This window comes from Halomonas sp. YLGW01 (genome assembly GCF_014840935.1).
In the GTDB taxonomy this organism is placed as follows: domain Bacteria; phylum Pseudomonadota; class Gammaproteobacteria; order Pseudomonadales; family Halomonadaceae; genus Onishia.
Window position 1 is genome coordinate 1,017,457 of record NZ_CP062005.1, and the last position, 17,959, is coordinate 1,035,415.

Genomic DNA, 17,959 nt, shown 5'->3' on the forward strand with positions numbered 1-17,959 from the left:
GCATGGGCGATCAGGCGGCCGGCCTCCGCCGCTGGGCCGAGGCGCATAAGGCTTCCGAGGAGGCGCCTGCGACGGACGAGGCCTCGAGTGTGGACGCTTCGGCGTCGCGAGGTGTGGTCCGCGATCAAGCGATCGCGGAGACGGCGAGCCGCGAGCGCACCGGCGCCCCGGACGGCAAGACCGAGTCGCCGGCCCAGGAGATAGAGACTCAGGAGGTGGAGGCCCAGGAGGTAGAGAGCGAGTCGGTCTCGGCTCCTGACGCGACATCGAGGATTCCGCTGATGGTGCTGGGATTGCCCACCGGGGCGAGCACCGAGCGTGCCCAGGCGGCACTGAAGGCCTGGGCCCGTCAGGGGCAGCGCTGGATCGGAGATCCCGGCGTCTGGCATTTGATGGCCTGTGACGCCGAGAGCCCGCAACTGGCCCGGCTGGCTCGCCAGCAGCCGCGCTGGGCGCTGTGGATCGATACCGACGGCGACGGCTTTCGTCAGGCCTTTCGCGTCATGCAGGCGGTGCAACAGGGCGGCGGCCCTCGGCGCCTGTTGGCGCTTCATCCGCCGGTGACCTCGCGTCGTGGCCTGCTCAACAATCTGCAGCAGGTCGCCCGCCAGGCCTTCGGTATCGAGCTGCTGGTGGTGGCGCCATGAGGGGAGCTGGCAAGCTCGCCCTGGCCACTCTTGCGTGTCTCGCGGCGCTGTGGATGGCGTCATCCATTCAGGCCGCCGGCAGCTGGGTGGCCAGCGCGCCGCCGCTCACCGTGGCGGTGCCAGGGCGGGTGGCGAGTTCCGGCGTCCTGTTGCCGGCGGATCCGGCCAGGGTTGGAGGGCAGGGGATCGCCGCGGTGTCCTGGCGTTTTCGCCTGCCGGCCGGACGTGCCCTGGAGGCCAGGCTATGCCAGGCGGACCGTTGCCTGATGCTTGCCACGTCCCGGGGACGACGCACCGCACCGCAGGCCTGGCGGGCCGATGCACCGCTGCGCTTTCGCTTTCGGCTGCCCGAAGGCGAGCGCCGGGCCCTGCGGGTCGAGGACCTTCAGGTGATCGTCGAGCATCGCCGTCGCGCGCCATCGCACAAATAACCCGCCTCAGTAGGGCCTGTTTCGGCCTTCCTCGAGTGCGGTCAGGCCGAATAATGGTAGTCATCGTCCCGGAAGGCCGGGGCACCGTCCGAACCACGCACCCGGCAATATGTCGGTCCCGAGGCAACAGGATGTACACGGCACAGGGCAAGATCGATCAACAGGCACTCCTCGAGCAGTACCTGCCGGTGGTCAGACGCCAGGCGCTGTCGCTGCAGGTCAAGCTGCCGGCGGGCGTCGAGCTGGATGATCTGATCCAGGCGGGGATGGTGGGGTTGCTGGACGCCCTGGGGCGCTTCGATGCCAAGGCCGGCGCCAGTTTCACCACCTTCGCCAGCCAGCGCATCCGTGGCGCCATGATCGATGAACTGCGCACCCGGGACTGGATGCCGCGCAGCGTGCGGCGCAATGCCCGCAGTGTGGATGCCAGCGTACGACGCCTGGAGCAGGAGCTAGGCCGAGCCCCGGAGGAGCGGGAGATCGCCGCCGATCTGGACATGCCCCTGGAGGCTTACCGCCAGCTGCTGAGCGACACCAACAGCGGCCACCTGCTGCCCTTCGAGGAACTGGTGGCCGAGAGCGGCGAGCCCCAGGCGGGCGCCCTGGGGCCGCAGTCTCCCTTCGCGGCTCTGGTCGATAGCCAGCAGCGCGAGCAGCTGGTGGCGGCCATCGAGGCGCTTCCGGAACGCGAGAAACTGCTAATGGCGCTGTACTATCAGGAAGAACTGAACCTGAAGGAAATCGGTGCGGTGCTCGGCGTCACCGAATCCCGAGTCTGCCAGCTGCACAGTCAGGCGGTCAGTCGCCTGCGAGCACGGATGGCGGCAGGGACCTGAGGCCTCGCGCATCCTGAGGCTTCCGTGCTTCTCAACCCGTTCGAGATGTTCCCGGTGGACGCGGCCCCTCCTAGAGCGTCATCTGCATGAGTGCCTCGGTGCGCTGCTGGGCGGCCAGGTAGCAGTCCCGCAGCCGGGCGCTGTCGGCCTGGGCATCGGGCTCTCCTGCCAACGCCTCGTAATCCTCGGCGAGGCTCAGCAAGGCTCCCAGCGAGCCACGGCGCGTCTCGATGGCGCCGGTGATCGCCGGGCCCAGCGGCACCTCGGCCAGCAGGGTCTGGCGATCCGTCTCCAGCAGCACGTCCATCAGCGAGAAGAGCCCGGTGGTGAAGGCGTCGTAGGCGTCGATGTCGGAGAATGGCTGGGCCAGCTGCTCGCACATGAAGGCCCGCACCAGGGCGAGTCTCAGCGTCAGTCGAGAGGAGGGGAAGTTGCTCGACAGCAGCATGGTGGCCACCAGGGTGCGCAGCTCCTGCAGGCCTAGCACCTGCATGGCGCGCATCAGCGAGGACTGCCGGTCGGCCTGACCGAAGAAGCTCGAGTTGGCGCGCTTGATGATGGCCACATGGAGGTGCGGAATCTGCACGATCAGATCGTTGATGGCGGACAGGTCGACGTCCTCGCGATACAGCTCGCTGACCAGGCGGATCTGGATGCCCTTGTTGCCATGGGTGCCGGAGACCGAACGGCGGTGTCGTCGAGGGCTGGCCAGGTAGCCGCCGGTGAAGAGGGTGCAGCCGGCGTGGCGAGCGGCCTCCAGGCGGGTATCGTCATCGACTCCGGTGGCCAGCATCGGCTGACTCCCGGTCTGCCACCCGGCGAGACGTGGATCGTCCAGATCGCGGCCGGCGTCCAGGCGGACCACGTCGGCCAGGGCGGTGAGAGCCGAGTCCTGGTCAGTGCCGCTCATCAGCCGATAGCCGCGAGCCTTGAGGACATCGAGCCCCTCCAGCTCCGCTTCGCCCAAGGCGGTGGTGCCGAGCAGGCCGATCACCATGCGTTTGGCCGGCATCGGCCACAGCTCGGGGCGAGCCAGCCATGCCACCGGCAGGTCGATGTAGAGGGCGCGATCGTCGAGCAGGTTATCGAGGCCGATCTCGTAGAGCGCCAGGCTACAGGCATTGGCGGCGGCCTCCAGTCCGTGATCTTCGTCGTCGCTGCGGTATTGCAGGTGATCGCCCAGGTGGACGAAGTCACGGTCGAAGATCGGGTGCAGGGTAACCTGGTACCGACGATCGGCATGCTGAGACATGGGGGTGTCGTTTCCTTGACGGCAAGCAATAGGGGCGCGCCCCGACAGGGGCGCCCGGTGGAGAGGTGGGGATCAGTCCAATCCGCTGAGCTGGCGCCCGTTGGTCCTGAGGTACGCGTAGTCGAGCAGGATTTCGGCGCTCTCGATCACCTGAGCACGATCGATGGGGGCGGGTTCTTCGGCATCCAGTGGCGCGCCGGACTCTGTCTCGGTCGCGCCACCACGGGCCTGACTCCAGTCCTCGAGGGTTTCGAGCCCCAGGGCGCGGCGGCGCTGGTTCTCAAGCGACAGCTGTTCGGCTTCCTGGGCCTGCATCTCCCGCTTACGCTGTTCGCGATTCAGACTGACGCTAGTCTGCTGATCGCGCAGGTGGCGCGAGAGCTCGGCCTGCTTCTGCAGATAGACGAAGTTGGGGTGCGTGGCGATACGATCCTGGTGCGCCGCGGACAGAGCCTCGAGATGGCGCCAGGGGGTGCCGTAGAGCCGATACTGGACGGCGCGTACGGTGTCCCAGGGCAGGGCGTTGTCGAGGCTGCTCTCGCCGATCACCTCCGGGTCGATCAGGCTCGGGAAGACGATATCGGGCTCGACGCCGCGATGCTGGGTGCTTTCCCCCGAGATGCGGTAGAACTTGGCACGGGTCAGCTTCACCTCGCCATGACTGAGCTCGTTGAGAGTCTGCACGGTACCCTTGCCGAAGGTGCGGTTGCCCACCACCAGGCCGCGGCCATAGTCCTGGATGGCGCCTGCCAGGATCTCGGAGGCGGAGGCCGACAGGCGATTGACCAGCACCGTCAGCGGGCCGTCATAGAGAGTGCCGCTGTCGGTGTCGCCATACAGGCTGATGCGCCCTCGGGCGTCGCGGACCTGGACGGTGGGACCGCGGTCGATGAACAGGCCGATCAGCGAATTGGCCTCCTGCAGGGCGCCGCCGCCGTTGTTGCGCAGGTCCAGCACGATGCCTTCCACATCCTGAGCCTTGAGAGCGCGGATCTCCTTGGCCACGTCGCGGGTCGTGCTGCGGTAGTCTTCCTCGCCGGCCTGCCAGGCATCGAAGTCGACGTAGAAGGTGGGAATGTCGATCACGCCGATGCGGTGGACGCCGTCCTCGCGGGTGATCTCGACGACTTCGCTGCTGGCCGCCTGATCCTCCAGATTGACGGTGTCACGCACGATCTCGACGATATGCGAGCGGGTCATGTCCACCGACTGGGCGGGGACCACGTCCAGCAGCACCCTGGAGCCCTTGGGGCCGCGAATCAGGTCGACCACTTCATCGAGACGCATGCCGACCACGTTGGTCATCTCGCCGTCATCGCCCTGGCCGACGGCCACGATGCGATCGGCGGGCTCGAGCACGCCGGCCTTCTCGGCGGGGCCGCCCGGAACCAGGCTCGAGACCTTGACGTACTCGCCGTCGGCCTGCAGCAGGGCGCCGATGCCTTCCAGGGACAGGCGCATCTGGATATCGAAGGACTCGCCCTGGCGCGGCGACAGGTATTCGGTGTGGGGGTCGATGGTGCCGGTGACCGCCGCCATGAACAGACCGAAGATATCCTCTTCGTTGGTCTGACGGATACGATTCAGCTGGTTCTCGTAGCGGTCGCGCAGGGTCTTGACCACCTCGGCCTCGTCCTGGTCGCTGAGCAGCATGGTCAGGGCGGAATTCTTCAGCCGCTTGTCCCAGAGGTCATCCAGAACATGCTGCTTGTCGGCCCAGGGGGCGTCCTCGCGCTCCAGGGCCAGCCGCTCGTCGGTGTCGTAGTGATAGGGGAGGCCGTCATCGAGCTTGGCGAGGATCCACTCGAGGCGCGCCTCGAGGCGTGTCTGATAGCGCTGGTAGAGCGCGAAGGCCGGTTCCAGGTCACCGTCGTAGAGCACGTCGTCGACGCGACCGCCGAGGCTGTCGCGAAATTCCTCGACATCCCGCTCGAGCAGATAGGCTCGCTGGGGGTCGAGAATGTCCAGGTAGCGTTGATAGGCGCGACGCGACCAGCTGTTGGTGAGGCTGATATCCGCGTAGTGGCCGTAGCGCAGGGAGTCGGCGACCTCGGCCGCGACCTGGCGCTGGGCCTCGCTCGGCTGCGGCTGGGCCAGGGCCATGGCGCTCAGCGTCAGCATCAGGGTGATGGCGCCCAACCGCCCCATGACTGCAATCCGTCTCATCGATGAAGCACTCCCGGTTTCATGTACACTTCGTCCCTAGCTGAGCCTGGCTCATCACGCGCCTCTCGACAGCCGAGAACGCATTGTAGCAGCCTGTGTCGCCGGACACAGACCCTCCAAGAGGATGAACATGCCTAACGCTTCCCCCCTGGATCGCCTGCTCGACTTTCTCGAGCATTCCCCCACTCCCTGGCATGCGGTCGCCAACATGGCCGCTGCGCTCGACGCCGCCGGCTATCGCCGCCTGGACGAGACAGCTCCCTGGACGCTGGCGCCCGGTGAGCGGGTCTATGTGACCCGTAACGATTCCTCGATCATCGCCCTGCAGCTGCCCAAGGGGCGGCTCGAGGCGCTGCGCATGATCGGCGCCCATACCGACAGCCCCGGGTTGCACCTGAAGCCTCACGCCGCTCAGCGCAGTGCCGGCTGGCTGCAGCTGGGGGTTCAGGTCTACGGCGGCGCCTTGCTGGCGCCCTGGTTCGATCGTGACCTGGGCCTCGCCGGCCGGGTGCACCTGCGCCGCCCGGATGGTCGAATCGAAGGGGTGCTGCTCAACGTCGACCGACCGGTGGCCACGGTGCCGAGCCTGGCGATTCATCTGGATCGCGAGGCCAACAGCAACCGCTCCATCAATCCTCAGACCGAGATGGCGGCGGTTTTGTTGCAGGGCGGCGACAGCGATGACTTCCATGACCTGCTGCGGGGCTGGCTCGAGGAACAGCATGGTATCCAGGACGCCGAGCCGCTGGACTTCGAGCTGGCGCTCTACGACACCCAGCCGCCGGCTCGGGTGGGCGCGCGGGGCGAGCTGATTGCCAGCGCCCGGCTCGACAATCTGTTGTCGTGCTTCATCGGCCTGGAGGCGTTGCTCGGATGCGACGGCGAGCAGGGCGCGCTGCTGGTGGCCAACGACCACGAGGAGGTGGGCAGCGCCAGCGCGTCCGGGGCCCAGGGGCCCTTCCTTAGCGACGTGCTGCGCCGGGTCAATGCGCAGCTCGGCGAGGCCGGCGATGAGGGCTTCATTCGCCTGATCCAGGCATCAAGAATGATCTCCTGCGACAATGCCCACGCGCTGCACCCGAACTTCACCGACAAGCATGATGCCGGTCACGGTCCTGCCATCAACGGCGGCCCGGTGATCAAGATCAACGCCAGCCAGCGCTACGCCACCAACAGTGCCACCTCGGCGCTGTTTCATGACCTGTGTCGGGAAGCCGAGGTGCCGGTGCAGAGCTTCGTGACCCGGGCCGACATGGGCTGTGGCAGCACCATCGGGCCGATCACGGCGACAGAGCTCGGTGTGCCGACTCTCGATGTGGGCGTCGCCCAGTGGGGCATGCACTCGATCCGCGAGACCGCCGGCAGTGACGACGCCGAGCGGCTGACCCGGGTGCTGACCGCCTACCTCAACCGCCCCGCGCTGGTCTGATCGTCGGCGGGGAGGGCCGGTGGGAAGGGGTTATGAAGAGGTGTGCTGGAGAGGTGTGATGGAGAGGTGTGATGGAGAGGTGTGATGGAGAGGTGTGATGGAGAGGTGTGATGGAGAGAGCCGGGTCCTAGCGGCCCCGGCCGTCCTCGCTGGCGGCCGGAGCGTCCGGCTCCGATGCCTTTGCGGGCGCGGCGGCCCGAGGGCGATCCAGGGCCAGCCCCGCCACCACCAGGGAGGCGCCGAGGATCATCGGCGCCGTCCACTGTTCGTCGAACAGCAGCCAGGCCATCACCGCGGCGCAGGGGGGCACCAGGAAGAAGGTGCGGGCGACCTGATGAGCCTCGCCCCGTTCGATCATCATCATCAACAGCCAGATGGCGCCCACCGAGATGGCGCCGACCAGCCAGGTCAGGGTCAGCAGCAGGCGAGGCGTGGGGTCGAAGGTGAAGCTGCCGACCCAGCCGGCGGCGATGGCGAACACCAGCGCCGCGCCCAGGTACTGGAAGACCAGCCCCTCGACCAGGCCCATACCGCCGCTCAGCCGCTTCTGCCACAGGGTCGCGCCCGACACGCCGACCAGCGCCACCAGGCACCAGACGAGCCCGATCACCGGCCACCCCTCGGAAACATCCAGGCCACCGCCCAGCACCAGGCTGGCGCCCAGCGCGCCCAGCCCCAACCCCATCCATTGCCTGGGGCCCAGTCGCACGCCGAGCAGCGGCAGCGAGAGGGCCGCCGTCGCCAGAGGATGCAGGCTGACCAGCAGGGCCGTGAGGCCGGCGGGCAGGCCGGCCTTGACGGCGGCGAAGACGCCTCCCAGGTAGGCGCCATGCAGCAGCATGCCGACGCCCATCTGGCGCAGACGCTGGCCGCCATCACCCCACCGGCGGGGGGAGCGACGCAGCCACAGGATGGCCGCCAGCACCGGTAGAACCACCAGGCTGCGTACCAGCAGCAGGGTGAAGGGCTCGGCGTCCATGGTGCCCAGGCGCGCACAGATGAAACCGGTCGAGAACAGCAGCACGAAGGCCAGCGGGATCCACATCATGACCATCCTTTGGCATGAGCCACCGCGCGGGGGTGCGGGGGGGGAGAGTAAGCGAGGTGCTTATTGATGCCATGAATACGGGAGGGAGTCAAAAAAACGCCCGGACGGCGAACCGTCCGGGCGTTTTTTCTGTATCTTGGTGGCTACACCCTGATTCGAACAGGGGACCCCATCATTATGAGTGATGTGCTCTAACCAGCTGAGCTATGTAGCCAACGGCGATGAATACTACGCAAGCGAATGGTGCACGTCAACCATAAGCGCATGATCCCGCGTCTTTTTTCAGCGCCCTGGCGTCATGTCGTTGCCGGCTGGCTCAGACGTTGAAGCGGAAGTGCACCACGTCACCGTCCTTGAGGATGTAGTCCTTGCCTTCCAGGCGCCACTTGCCGGCATCCTTGGCGCCCTGCTCGCCACCCAGGGACACGAAGTCGTCGTAGGCGACCACCTCGGCGCGGATGAAGCCCTTCTGGAAGTCGGTATGGATCACGCCGGCGCCTTCCGGAGCCGTGGCGCCGACCTTGACGGTCCAGGCGCGCACCTCCTTCACCCCGGCGGTGAAATAAGTCTGCAGGCCCAGCAGCTCATAGCCGGCACGAATCACGCGGTCGAGGCCCGGCTCGTCCATGCCCAGCTCGTCGAGGAACATAGCGCGCTCCTCGTCTTCGAGCTCGGCGATCTCCGCCTCGATCTGGTTGCAGACCGGCACCACCATGGCGCCCTCGGCGGCGGCGATCTCGCGGACCTTGTCCAGGTAGGGGTTGTTCTCGAAGCCGTCGTCGTTGACGTTGGCGATATACATGGTCGGCTTCAGGGTCAGGAAGCCGAAGCTCTTGAGCTGGCGCTGCTCGTCATCATCGAGGCCGAAGCTTCTCAGCGGCTGGCCCTCGGCCAGGTGCGGCTGGATGCGCTCGAGGATGGCCTTGGTGGCGACGGCCTCCTTGTCGCCGCCCTTGGCGACCCGCACCAGGCGCTGGATGGCACGCTCGACGGTGTCCAGATCGGCAAGCGCCAGTTCCATGTTGATGATCTCGATGTCCGCCTCGGGATCGACCTGGTTGGCGACATGGATGACGTTGTCGTTGTCGAAGCAGCGCACCACATGGGCGATGGCATCGGTCTCGCGGATGTTGGCCAGGAACTTGTTCCCGAGCCCTTCGCCCTTGGAGGCGCCGGCGACGAGGCCCGCGATATCGACGAACTCCATGGTGGTGGGGATCACCTTCTCGGGGCTCACGATCTCGGCCAGCCTGTCGAGGCGCGGATCCGGCATCGGCACGATGCCGACGTTGGGCTCGATGGTGCAGAAGGGAAAGTTCTCGGCGTCGATGCCCGACTTGGTCAGGGCATTGAAGAGGGTGGACTTGCCGACGTTGGGCAGGCCGACGATACCGCAGTTGAAACCCATGGTGTGTTCCTGGCATTCGGTGAAAAAACGATGGCGGGCATTCTACGCCACCCGACGGGCCTGTCACTAGCGAGGCGCCGGCGAGAGGCGGAGTCATGGCCCTGGCGGCGGGCCGTGGGATCAGCCCTTGAAGCTGTGCAGGCGGTTCATGGCCCGGGCCCAGTCGCCGGCGACGGCATCCGGCAGGGTGCGCTCGATCTCGTCCAGGGTCGCATCGATGGCGGCGCGTTCGGCCTTGCCGGGGCGGCCGAGCACATAGTTGACGACCTGGCGGGCCTCGCCGGGGTGGCCGATGCCGATGCGCAGGCGATGGAAGTCCTTGGCGTTGCCCAGCGAGGCGATGATATCGCGCAGGCCGTTATGGCCACCGTGGCCGCCGCCCTGCTTGTAGCGGGCGGTGCCGGGGGCGATATCCAGTTCGTCGTGGGCGACCAGCAGCTCTTCCGGGGCCAGCTTGAAGAACTTGGTCAGCGCGGCCACCGAGCCGCCGCTCTTGTTCATGAAGGTCTGAGGGTAGAGCAGGTGCAGGTCCTGACCGGCCAGGGTGATCTTGGCATAGAGCCCCTGGAACTTGCGCTCGGCGCGCAGGGTTGCGTGATGATCGCGGGCCAGGGACTCTACCAGCCAGGCGCCGGCATTGTGCCGGGTCGCATCGTAGTCGGCGCCCGGGTTGCCAAGGCCGATGATCGCTTTCAGCTGACTCATGTCGGTGTCCTCGCGTGTTCGGGGCGTGTGTTCGAGGGGCTACTGTTCGGGCTTGTAACAGGCAAAAAAAATCAAGCGCCGAAGCGCTTGATTTTCAGAAGACAGTACGGGCATGACGGCTGGCCGGCATGCCCGCAGGCGTCGCCGATTACTCGGTGTCGCCTTCGCCTTCAGCCGGCTTCTCTGCCGGTGCTTCGGCTTCTTCGTCTTCCTCGGCCCGGACCTTGGCCTTGGTCACGCTCAGCACGGCGTTGTCGTGATCTTCGCCGTGAGTCAGAGCGACCAGGGTCACGCCCGCCGGAACGGTCAGGTCGGACAGGTGCAGGGTAGTGCCCAGCTCGATCTCGCTGATGTCCACTTCCAGGTACTCGGGGAGATCCTTCGGCAGGCAGCTGATCTCGACGTCGGAGGCCAGTACGTGCAGTTCGCCGTCCTGGTCCTTGATCGCCTTGCTGGTGTCTTCGCCCACCACGTGCAGCGGGACGTGCAGGGTCAGCTCGTGGGTGGCGTCGACGCGCAGGAAGTCGGCGTGGGTGACCAGCGGCTTGTACGGGTGACGCTGCAGATCACGCACCACGACCTGCTCCTTCTGGCCTTCCACGTCCAGCGTGATCACGGAAGAGAAGAAGGACTCATCTTCGATGGCCTTGTAGAACGGGGCCTTGTCGATGGCGATGGACTTCGGTGCAGTCTCGCCGCCGTAGATGATCGCCGGGATGGCGAGGTCCGCACGACGCAGGCGGCGGCTCGCACCTTTCCCCAGGTCGTGACGAACGCTGGCATTAAGATTGAAATCGGACATTGAATGAAACCTCATTGGTTTGATGAGGAGAACGCCAAGCCCGCGACCAAGCTTTGGCGTTTCCATGGGCGCCTGACGGCGCGCGTATCCTGCGTTATGTCCCGTTGCCCCTTATCGGGGTGTTAGTGGAACATCGCGCTGACGGATTCTTCGTTGCTGACGCGACGGATCGCCTCGGCGATCAGGCCGGCCACCGACAGCTGGCGAATCTTGCCGCTGCGGCGGGCCGTGTCGGACAGCGGGATGGTATCGGCCACCACGACCTCGTCTAGGACCGAACCGGTGATGTTATCGACGGCCGGGCCGGACAGGATCGGGTGGGTGGCATAGGCCACCACGCGGCGGGCGCCATGGGCCTTGAGGGCCTCACCGGCCTTGCACAGGGTGCCGGCGGTATCGATCATGTCGTCCACCACCACGCAGGTGCGGTCCTGGATCTCGCCGATGATGTGCATCACCTGGGCCTGGTTGGCCTGGGGGCGACGCTTGTCGATGATGGCGAGATCGGCGTTGAGCTGCTTGGCGATGGCGCGGGCCCGGACCACGCCGCCCACGTCCGGCGAGACCACGACCAGGTCTTCATAATTCTGGCGCTCGATGTCGTCGAGCAGGATCGGCGAGCCATAGACGTTGTCCACCGGCACGTCGAAGAAGCCCTGGATCTGGTCGGCGTGCAGGTCCATGGTCATGACCCGGTCGACGCCGGCCTTGACCATCATGTCGGCGACGATCTTCGCAGAGATCGGCACGCGAGCGGAGCGCACGCGGCGGTCCTGGCGGGCGTAGCCGAAATAGGGGACCACCGCCGTGATGCGGGCGGCGGAGGCGCGCCGCAACGCATCAATCATCAGGACCAGTTCCATGATGTTGTCGTTGGTGGGTGCGCAGGTGGACTGCAGCACGAAAACGTCCTTGCCGCGGACGTTTTCATTGATTTCGACCGCGATTTCGCCGTCGCTGAACTGGCCAACCGTGGCATGGCCGAGGCGATTGTCGAGTCCTTCGGCAATCTTGCGGGCAAGTTCGGGATTGGCGTTCCCGGCGAAAACCATCAATTTAGACACGCGCAGCCACCTTTGGAGTCTTGGGAATCTCTGTGAGGGATGAAGACGGGCGGTCGACTCGGGAGGGAATGGCTGGGGTAGCAGGACTCGAACCTGCGAATGCCGGTACCAGAAACCGGTGCCTTACCACTTGGCTATACCCCAGTAACCTTGCCTGTCGACTCCGCTAGTACTCTCGTCAAGGAATCGAGTCCGGAAGACGAGAGCCGTCGTGCGGGCAATGCACGCTAGGCCTTGTGCCTTACCCCCAGAGCCTTATGGAGAGGGGAGACGTTCATGCCTTGCGCCGTGAATGCGTGCCAGCGTGGGTCGACTTGGCGCGCAATGCTAGCGGCCTCTTCGACGTTAGTCAAACGCCCGAACAGGCAAGCCCCGGTGCCGGTCAGCATGGTCGGCGCTCGCCGGGCCAGCCACTCGATGGCCTCATCGACCGGCGGATACAGCTTGCGGACCGTGGTCTCGCAGTCGTTTCGCCAGCTCGACGCGCCCCCCTCAAGTGCGCGCGAAAGTCTAATGGCCGGGGTGTCGCGTGTCAATTCAGACGCCTGGAAGACCCGTGCGGTAGCGACCGAGACCCCGGGGTGAATCACCACGAAATGCGGGGTGTCGAGGGTGGCCGGAGTGAGGCGCTCGCCGACGCCTTCGGCCCAGGCGGCGCGGCCGCGCACGAACACGGGTACGTCGGCGCCCAGTGTCAGCCCCAGGGCGGCCAGTCGTTCCTCGTCGAGGCCCAGATCCCACAGCCGGTTCAGGGCCAGCAGGGTGGTGGCGGCGTTGGAGCTGCCTCCGCCCAGGCCTCCTCCCATTGGCAGGCGCTTGTCGAGGTGGATGTCGATCCCGCGACGACAGCCGGTCTCCGCCTTGAGCAGGCGGGCCGCGCGTACCACCAGGTTGTCGTCGTCGGCCACGCCTGCGAGGGCCGGTGTGAGGCGGATGGCCTCATCGTCCCGGAGGGTGAAGTGCAGGGTGTCGCCCACATCCAGGAACTGGAACAGGGTCTGCAGCTCATGATAGCCGTCGGCGCGGCGTCCGGTGATATGCAGCAGGCGATTGAGCTTGGCCGGCGCCGGCAGGCTGAGGGTCGTCCCCGTCGTCGGGGTGGCACGGGAAAACGGCATCGTCTCAGTCACGCTCGGTCTCCGGCTGCCAGATGGTGATGAGTAGGGTGGCCTCGATGCCCGGGCGCTGCATGTCCAGGCGACGCGGCAGCCACAGGTCGCCGGCCGGCATCCAGCCACCGTAGTCGATGGTCCAGCCGGATTGGATCAGGCGCGTCGGGTAGCCCAGGGCGTCGACCTCGCGCTCGACGTTGCCTTCCGGCGCGGGCAGGCCGCGAATCCAGTGATCCAGCGACGAGACGGGCAGCGACCACCCCAGCGCCTGTTCGAGCAACGCCTCGGCGCTGTTGGCGCTGAGGCGTCCCTCGCCATTGGTCAGGGTGACCTCCTGAGCGGTGCCCTCCAGGGTGGTGCGCCCGGCGCCGAAGGGGCCGCTGATCAGCAGCCGGTAATAGTGGGGGCGCTGGCGCCAGTCTAGGTTGGCGCTGGTGTTCTCATCCGGGGTGCGCAGCCCCACCTTGCCGGCCAGGGTCCAGCTGCTTAGTGCCTCGAGGCGGTCGACCTGATCCTGCCAGGGGCCGCGTTCGGCGCTGCCGGTGGGGGCCGGTGCGCGGGCGGCACAGCCGGCCAGCAGAGCCAGGGCGATCAGAACAATGAAGCGTCGGGTCATCGGAGTCTCTCAATCTCGGGTGTCGGCCAGAGTGACGTATCGTGCAGGGCTGTGCCGAAGTCCTGGCGCCTTCAGGGCGCCAGGGCCGGGATTCGCTGGATCAGCTCATCGAGCTTGGGGTGCTCTTCGAAGCGGGCGAGGCCACGCGCGATCAGGTCGCGAGCCTCGGCGGTGCGCTCCAGCGCCCAGAGCACCTCGGCGAGATGGGCGGCGATCTCCTGATCCGGCATCCGCGCATAGGCCTGCTCGAGATAGGGCAGGGCTCGATCGTTCTCGCCCTGCTTGTGCAGCACCCAGCCGAGGCTGTCGAGGATCGCCGGATTGTCCGGGGCCAGCCGGTGCGCTTCCTCGATCAGTTCGCGGGCTTCCTCGAGGCGCGAAGTCAGGTCGGCCAAGGTGTAGCCCAAGGCATTCATGGCCATGGCGTTGTCGGGGCGCCGCTCGATCAGTGCGCGCAGGTCGGTTTCCATGCCGGCCAGGTCGCCGGCGTTGAACTTGCGCATGGCCTGCATATATAGCAGACCGTCGTTGTCGGGGAGGCGACCGCGGGCTTCGGCCAGCACCGCATCGGCGGCGTCGCGTTCGCCGACCTCATCGAGCAGCTCGACTTCCAGGGCGGCGAGATCCGCGGCCTGCGCCTCGTGGCGAAGCCGCTCGAGACGCAGAAACTCCAGGGCATCGGGCAGGCGGTCGGCCTCGATCAGCATGCGCGCCGCTTGCAGGCGGGCGCCGAGGAACTGCTCGCCCTCCGTTACCTGGCGATAGTAGAGCAGGGCATTGTCGATCTCGCCTTGCTGCTCGGCGATGCTGCCCAGCAGTAGGAAGGCCGCCGGTGGGGTGGCGTCGTCATCGACCAGTGGCAGCAACAGGCGGCGGGCCGGGGCAGGCTGGCGCGCCTCGAGGAAGAGACGCGCCAGCGCCAAGCGTAGCTCCGGCTGCTTATCGTGCTGCTCAAGCAATCGATCGGTCTGGCGCTCGGCCGCGGTGGCGCGGCCCAGCGCCAGCTCGCTGCGGGCCAGCAGCAACAGGAAGCGGCTGTCCGCCGGGGAGACCTCCAGGCCTCGCCGGGCGGCGCGTCGGGCGCCGGTCGGGTCATCTTCTTCCAGGGCGATGCGGGCGCGAGTCAGCCACAGGGCGGGCAGCTCCGGGTGGGTGCGGCTCAGGGCGTCGAGGCGCGCCTCGGCCCGCCCGCGCTCGCCGTTGGCAGCCTCGAGCAGGGCGGTGGCGAGAATGGCGTCATGGGCATGGGGGGCGTCGTCATCGGCGTTCAGCAGGTGGCGGCGCAGCGGGAGGAGCAGCGGCTGCGGCTCGACTCCCTGGCCGAGCGCCTGTTCGGCGAAGCTGGCAAGCTCCCCTGGCTTGCCCGTTGCTACCAGGGTCAGGCGCATCTCGAGCGCCTTCTGCCAGTCGCCGCGCTGCTGGGCGAGGCTCGCCAGCATGCGCAGCGGGGCCTCGGCATCGGGTGCGCGCTCGTGCCAGCGGCGGGCGGCCGTTTCCAGCAGCGCCGGCTGCTCGCTCAGGCGAGCGGCCAGGGTGGCCCGCTCGGTCAGCGCCGCCGAGCCGTAGCGCTCGGCGACGTCCAGGTAGCCCTGGGTGGCGCGCTCATAGTGACCGCGTCGCCCGGCGAGTTCGGCGATCAGCAGGGTCTCGAGGCTACTGGCGTCCAGGCCCCGGGAGATCGGCGGCGCCCCGCGCATGGGATCGGCAATCTCGGCATCCTGCGTCCCGGGCATGCCCTGGCAGGCCGTGAGCAGCGCGAGGATCGCCGTGAGAAGGGCCGTCTGGAACAGGCGTGCGCTCATGATCGTCTCATAACGTGAATCAGTGCCCAGCATAACGGCTCGCCGGGCACGGGCAAAGCCATGGGGGCGTGTCCCGGGGGTGGGCTGTGCTAGAATTGCCGCCTTCGGACGATCCGGCGTCCTCGCCCCTGGCGTTGGCGGGTGTCTCCAGGCTAGCTGGCCTGGCTCCGCACAACTCCGTACGGTGAGTGCCGTGACTCGCACCCATCCCCTTGAGCGAAGACTCTGATTGCATGACGCTTTTGGCCCTTGGCATCAATCACAAGACGGCAGCGGTCGAGGTGCGCGAGCAGGTCGCCTTTACCCCGGCGCAGCTGGAATCGGCACTGACCGAGCTGCGCGGGCTGCCCGAGGTGGAGGAGGCCGCCCTGCTGTCGACCTGTAATCGCACCGAACTGTATTGCGTGATCGAGCGTGACGGTGAGGCGGCGATCCTTGACTGGTTGAGTCGCTTTCATGCGCTCAGCGTCGAGCAGGTGGCGGCCGCGGCCTACCATTTCCTGGACGGCGATGCGGCACGACATCTGATGCGGGTCGCCGTCGGGCTGGACTCGATGGTGCTCGGCGAGCCGCAGATCCTGGGTCAGCTAAAGGACGCCTATCAGGCGGCGCGCACCCATCAGGGGCTGGGCGGCGAACTCGAACGGCTCTTCCAGCACACCTTCGCGGTGGCCAAGCGGGTGCGCACCGAGACCGGCATCGGAGAAAACCCGGTCTCCGTGGCCTATGCGGCGGTCAGCATGGCCAGCCGCATCTTCGATGACTTCCGGCGCTCCACGGCGCTGCTGATCGGCGCCGGCGAGACCATCGAGCTGGTCGCCCGCCACCTCAAGGAGGCGGGGGTGCGTCAGCTGATCGTGGCCAACCGTACCCGTGAGCGCGCCGCCCAGCTGGCCGATGGCGTCGGTGGCGAGGCGATCTCCCTCAACGAGATCCCCGATGCCCTGGCCCGCGCCGACATCGTCATCTCCTCCACGGCGGCGCCGCTGCCGATCCTTGGCAAGGGCATGGTCGAGCGGGCGATCAAGAAGCGCCGTCATCGGCCGGTGTTCATGGTCGATATCGCCGTGCCCCGGGATATCGAGCCTCAGGTCGGTGAACTGGATGATGTCTTCCTCTATACCGTCGATGATCTTCACGAGGTCATCGAGGAGAATCGCCGCCATCGTCAGGTGGCCGCGGATCAGGCCGAGGCGCTGATCGAGCATGGCGTGGGCAGCTGGCAGCACGAGCGCCGGGTGCGTGGCGCCGGCGACCTGATCCGCCGCTACCGGGACCAGGGCGAGCGGCTGCGTGCCGAGTCCGAGGAACAGGCGCTGGCGCAATTGGCGCGCGGCGAGGACCCGGAGAAGGTCGTCGCGCGGCTGGCCCGCCAGCTCGCCAACAAGCTCATGCATGCCCCCACCCTCGGCCTGCGCGAAGCCTCCGGGGCCGAACGCCAGGACCTGATCGACGCGGCCGAGGCGTTGCTCTTCAGCGCCGACGGTACGCCTCAGGCCCCTTCGATGAGCGGCACCAGACAACAGGACTCTTCATGAAAGCCACATTGCGTCAGCGCCTGGATACCTTCGCCGAGCGCTTCGAGGAACTCTCGGCCCTGCTGGCCGAGCCCGACGTCATCGCCGACCAGCCCCGCTTCCGCGACTACTCCCGGGAATATGCCGAACTCGATGAACTGGTCGCCACCTGGCGGGAGTTTCGCGATACCGAAGGCAACATCGAGGCCGCCCAGGCCCTGCTCGAGGACAGCGACGCCGAGATGCGCGAGCTTGCTGAGCTCGAGCAGGCCGAGGGCCAGGAGCGCCTGGTCTCGCTCGAGGAGGCGCTCAAGCGCCTGCTGGTGCCCAAGGACCCGGACGATGGCCGCAGCGTCTATCTGGAGGTGCGCGCCGGGACCGGCGGCGACGAGGCCGCCCTGTTCGCGGGCGATCTGTTCCGCATGTACTCCCGCTATGCCGAGAAGCACGGCTGGAAGGTCGAGGTGATCAGCGCAAGTCACGGCGAGCAGGGTGGCTACAAGGAGCTGATCTCGAGGGTCAAGGGCGAGGGCGTCTATGCCCGCCTCAAGTTCGAGTCCGGGGCGCACCGGGTGCAGCGGGTGCCGGCTACCGAGTCCCAGGGGCGCATCCACACCTCTGCCTGCACCGTGGCGGTGATGCCCGAAGCGGACCAGGTCGGCGACATCGACATCAACTCGAGCGACCTGAGGGTCGATACCTTCCGCTCCAGCGGCGCCGGCGGTCAGCACGTCAACACCACCGATTCCGCGATCCGCATCACCCACCTGCCCAGCGGCGTGGTGGTCGAGTGCCAGGAGGAGCGTAGTCAGCACAAGAACCGGGCCAAGGCGATGTCGCTCTTGGCCGCACGCCTCAAGCAGAGCGCCCAGGACAGTCAGCGCCAGCAACAGGCCGACGAGCGCCGTTCGCTGGTCGGCTCCGGCGATCGCAGCGAGCGCATCCGCACCTACAACTTTCCCCAGGGGCGGGTGACCGATCACCGCATCAATCTGACCCTCTACAAGCTCAATGAGGTGATCACCGGCGAGCTCGACGAGATCGTCGAGCCGCTGCTCCACGAGTATCAGGCCGAGCAGCTCGCGGCCCTCCAGCAGGAAGCCTGATGCGCCAAGGAGACAGTC

16 protein-coding genes and 2 tRNA genes are annotated in these 17,959 nt (G+C 67.1%); 6 read left to right on the forward strand and 12 right to left on the reverse strand.

The annotated features are described in order from the left end of the window. The first annotated feature begins 2 nt into the window (after positions 1-2). The 3 genes from IEJ03_RS04720 to IEJ03_RS04730 all read left to right on the forward strand — a co-directional run bounded on the left by IEJ03_RS04720 (position 3) and on the right by IEJ03_RS04730 (position 1,914). Positions 3-647 carry a hypothetical protein gene (locus tag IEJ03_RS04720; RefSeq protein ID WP_192036537.1) on the forward strand — a complete coding sequence of 215 codons (645 nt, stop codon included), beginning with the start codon at positions 3-5 and terminating at the stop codon, positions 645-647. Further along, the gene (locus IEJ03_RS04725) at positions 644-1,078 is read left to right on the forward strand and encodes a flagellar protein FlhE (RefSeq protein WP_192036538.1); all 435 of its coding nucleotides are present in this window, start codon (positions 644-646) and stop codon (positions 1,076-1,078) included. The genes IEJ03_RS04720 and IEJ03_RS04725 overlap by 4 nt, the downstream gene beginning before the upstream one ends. Positions 1,079-1,209: 131 nt before the next feature. After that, positions 1,210-1,914 carry an RNA polymerase sigma factor FliA gene (locus IEJ03_RS04730; RefSeq protein WP_192036539.1) on the forward strand — a complete coding sequence of 235 codons (705 nt, stop codon included), beginning with the start codon at positions 1,210-1,212 and terminating at the stop codon, positions 1,912-1,914. Positions 1,915-1,984: 70 nt separating this feature from the next. Here the strand turns inward: IEJ03_RS04730 and IEJ03_RS04735 are convergent, their stop codons facing one another. Next, positions 1,985-3,166 carry an HDOD domain-containing protein gene (locus IEJ03_RS04735; protein ID WP_192036540.1) on the reverse strand — a complete coding sequence of 394 codons (1,182 nt, stop codon included), beginning with the start codon at positions 3,164-3,166 and terminating at the stop codon, positions 1,985-1,987. 72 nt (positions 3,167-3,238) lie between these two features. Continuing rightward, a complete protein-coding gene (locus IEJ03_RS04740; RefSeq protein ID WP_242458051.1) occupies positions 3,239-5,332 on the reverse strand; it encodes a carboxy terminal-processing peptidase in 2,094 nt (697 codons plus the stop codon). A 130-nt stretch (positions 5,333-5,462) separates the two neighbouring features. On the opposite strand from IEJ03_RS04740, the gene IEJ03_RS04745 reads away from it, so the two are divergent. After that, a complete protein-coding gene (locus IEJ03_RS04745) occupies positions 5,463-6,761 on the forward strand; it encodes a M18 family aminopeptidase (RefSeq protein WP_192036541.1) in 1,299 nt (432 codons plus the stop codon). A 127-nt stretch (positions 6,762-6,888) separates the two neighbouring features. Here the strand turns inward: IEJ03_RS04745 and IEJ03_RS04750 are convergent, their stop codons facing one another. The 10 genes from IEJ03_RS04750 to IEJ03_RS04795 form a co-directional block, all read right to left on the reverse strand. Further along, entirely contained in the window at positions 6,889-7,809 is a 921-nt protein-coding gene (locus tag IEJ03_RS04750; protein WP_192036542.1) for a DMT family transporter, read from the reverse strand. A 137-nt stretch (positions 7,810-7,946) separates the two neighbouring features. After that, positions 7,947-8,023: transfer RNA gene (locus IEJ03_RS04755), tRNA-Met, on the reverse strand. Positions 8,024-8,125: 102 nt separating this feature from the next. After that, entirely contained in the window at positions 8,126-9,217 is a 1,092-nt protein-coding gene (ychF, locus tag IEJ03_RS04760) for a redox-regulated ATPase YchF (RefSeq protein ID WP_192036543.1), read from the reverse strand. 120 nt (positions 9,218-9,337) lie between these two features. Continuing rightward, a complete protein-coding gene (gene pth / locus IEJ03_RS04765; protein WP_192036544.1) occupies positions 9,338-9,922 on the reverse strand; it encodes an aminoacyl-tRNA hydrolase in 585 nt (194 codons plus the stop codon). Positions 9,923-10,070: 148 nt separating this feature from the next. Next, positions 10,071-10,724, reverse strand: a complete 654-nt coding sequence (locus tag IEJ03_RS04770; RefSeq protein ID WP_192036545.1) for a 50S ribosomal protein L25/general stress protein Ctc — start codon at positions 10,722-10,724, stop codon at positions 10,071-10,073. A gap of 122 nt (positions 10,725-10,846) precedes the next feature. Then, entirely contained in the window at positions 10,847-11,788 is a 942-nt protein-coding gene (locus tag IEJ03_RS04775) for a ribose-phosphate pyrophosphokinase (protein ID WP_192036546.1), read from the reverse strand. Positions 11,789-11,857: 69 nt separating this feature from the next. Then, positions 11,858-11,932 (reverse strand) — tRNA-Gln (locus IEJ03_RS04780). 83 nt (positions 11,933-12,015) lie between these two features. After that, positions 12,016-12,906, reverse strand: a complete 891-nt coding sequence (ispE, locus tag IEJ03_RS04785; RefSeq protein ID WP_192037184.1) for a 4-(cytidine 5'-diphospho)-2-C-methyl-D-erythritol kinase — start codon at positions 12,904-12,906, stop codon at positions 12,016-12,018. A 4-nt stretch (positions 12,907-12,910) separates the two neighbouring features. Further along, positions 12,911-13,516 carry a lipoprotein insertase outer membrane protein LolB gene (gene lolB / locus IEJ03_RS04790; RefSeq protein WP_192036547.1) on the reverse strand — a complete coding sequence of 202 codons (606 nt, stop codon included), beginning with the start codon at positions 13,514-13,516 and terminating at the stop codon, positions 12,911-12,913. Positions 13,517-13,587: 71 nt separating this feature from the next. Continuing rightward, positions 13,588-15,318: a tetratricopeptide repeat protein gene (locus tag IEJ03_RS04795; RefSeq protein ID WP_192036548.1), complete on the reverse strand. Its 1,731-nt coding sequence runs from the start codon at positions 15,316-15,318 to the stop codon at positions 13,588-13,590. Between the two features lie 233 nt (positions 15,319-15,551). On the opposite strand from IEJ03_RS04795, the gene hemA reads away from it, so the two are divergent. Together hemA and prfA are read left to right on the forward strand one after the other, a co-directional pair. Then, positions 15,552-16,856 (forward strand): glutamyl-tRNA reductase, encoded by a 1,305-nt coding sequence (gene hemA / locus IEJ03_RS04800; RefSeq protein ID WP_192036549.1) that lies wholly within the window; start codon positions 15,552-15,554, stop codon positions 16,854-16,856. Further along, positions 16,853-17,941 (forward strand): peptide chain release factor 1, encoded by a 1,089-nt coding sequence (gene prfA, locus IEJ03_RS04805; RefSeq protein ID WP_192036550.1) that lies wholly within the window; start codon positions 16,853-16,855, stop codon positions 17,939-17,941. The genes hemA and prfA overlap by 4 nt, the downstream gene beginning before the upstream one ends. Positions 17,942-17,959 lie beyond the last annotated feature (18 nt).

Coding starts and splice junctions, on each gene's coding strand:
- ychF (WP_192036543.1), bottom strand. CDS start 9,217: ATGGGTTTCAACTGCGGTATCGTCGGCCTGCCCAACGTCGGCAAGTCC.
- IEJ03_RS04770 (WP_192036545.1), bottom strand. CDS start 10,724: ATGTCCGATTTCAATCTTAATGCCAGCGTTCGTCACGACCTGGGGAAA.
- lolB (WP_192036547.1), bottom strand. CDS start 13,516: ATGACCCGACGCTTCATTGTTCTGATCGCCCTGGCTCTGCTGGCCGGC.
- ispE (WP_192037184.1), bottom strand. CDS start 12,906: ATGCCGTTTTCCCGTGCCACCCCGACGACGGGGACGACCCTCAGCCTG.
- IEJ03_RS04750 (WP_192036542.1), bottom strand. CDS start 7,809: ATGATGTGGATCCCGCTGGCCTTCGTGCTGCTGTTCTCGACCGGTTTC.
- hemA (WP_192036549.1), top strand. CDS start 15,552: ATGACGCTTTTGGCCCTTGGCATCAATCACAAGACGGCAGCGGTCGAG.
- IEJ03_RS04745 (WP_192036541.1), top strand. CDS start 5,463: ATGCCTAACGCTTCCCCCCTGGATCGCCTGCTCGACTTTCTCGAGCAT.
- prfA (WP_192036550.1), top strand. CDS start 16,853: ATGAAAGCCACATTGCGTCAGCGCCTGGATACCTTCGCCGAGCGCTTC.
- IEJ03_RS04735 (WP_192036540.1), bottom strand. CDS start 3,166: ATGTCTCAGCATGCCGATCGTCGGTACCAGGTTACCCTGCACCCGATC.
- IEJ03_RS04730 (WP_192036539.1), top strand. CDS start 1,210: ATGTACACGGCACAGGGCAAGATCGATCAACAGGCACTCCTCGAGCAG.
- IEJ03_RS04725 (WP_192036538.1), top strand. CDS start 644: ATGAGGGGAGCTGGCAAGCTCGCCCTGGCCACTCTTGCGTGTCTCGCG.
- IEJ03_RS04720 (WP_192036537.1), top strand. CDS start 3: ATGGGCGATCAGGCGGCCGGCCTCCGCCGCTGGGCCGAGGCGCATAAG.
- IEJ03_RS04795 (WP_192036548.1), bottom strand. CDS start 15,318: ATGAGCGCACGCCTGTTCCAGACGGCCCTTCTCACGGCGATCCTCGCG.
- pth (WP_192036544.1), bottom strand. CDS start 9,922: ATGAGTCAGCTGAAAGCGATCATCGGCCTTGGCAACCCGGGCGCCGAC.
- IEJ03_RS04740 (WP_242458051.1), bottom strand. CDS start 5,332: ATGAGACGGATTGCAGTCATGGGGCGGTTGGGCGCCATCACCCTGATG.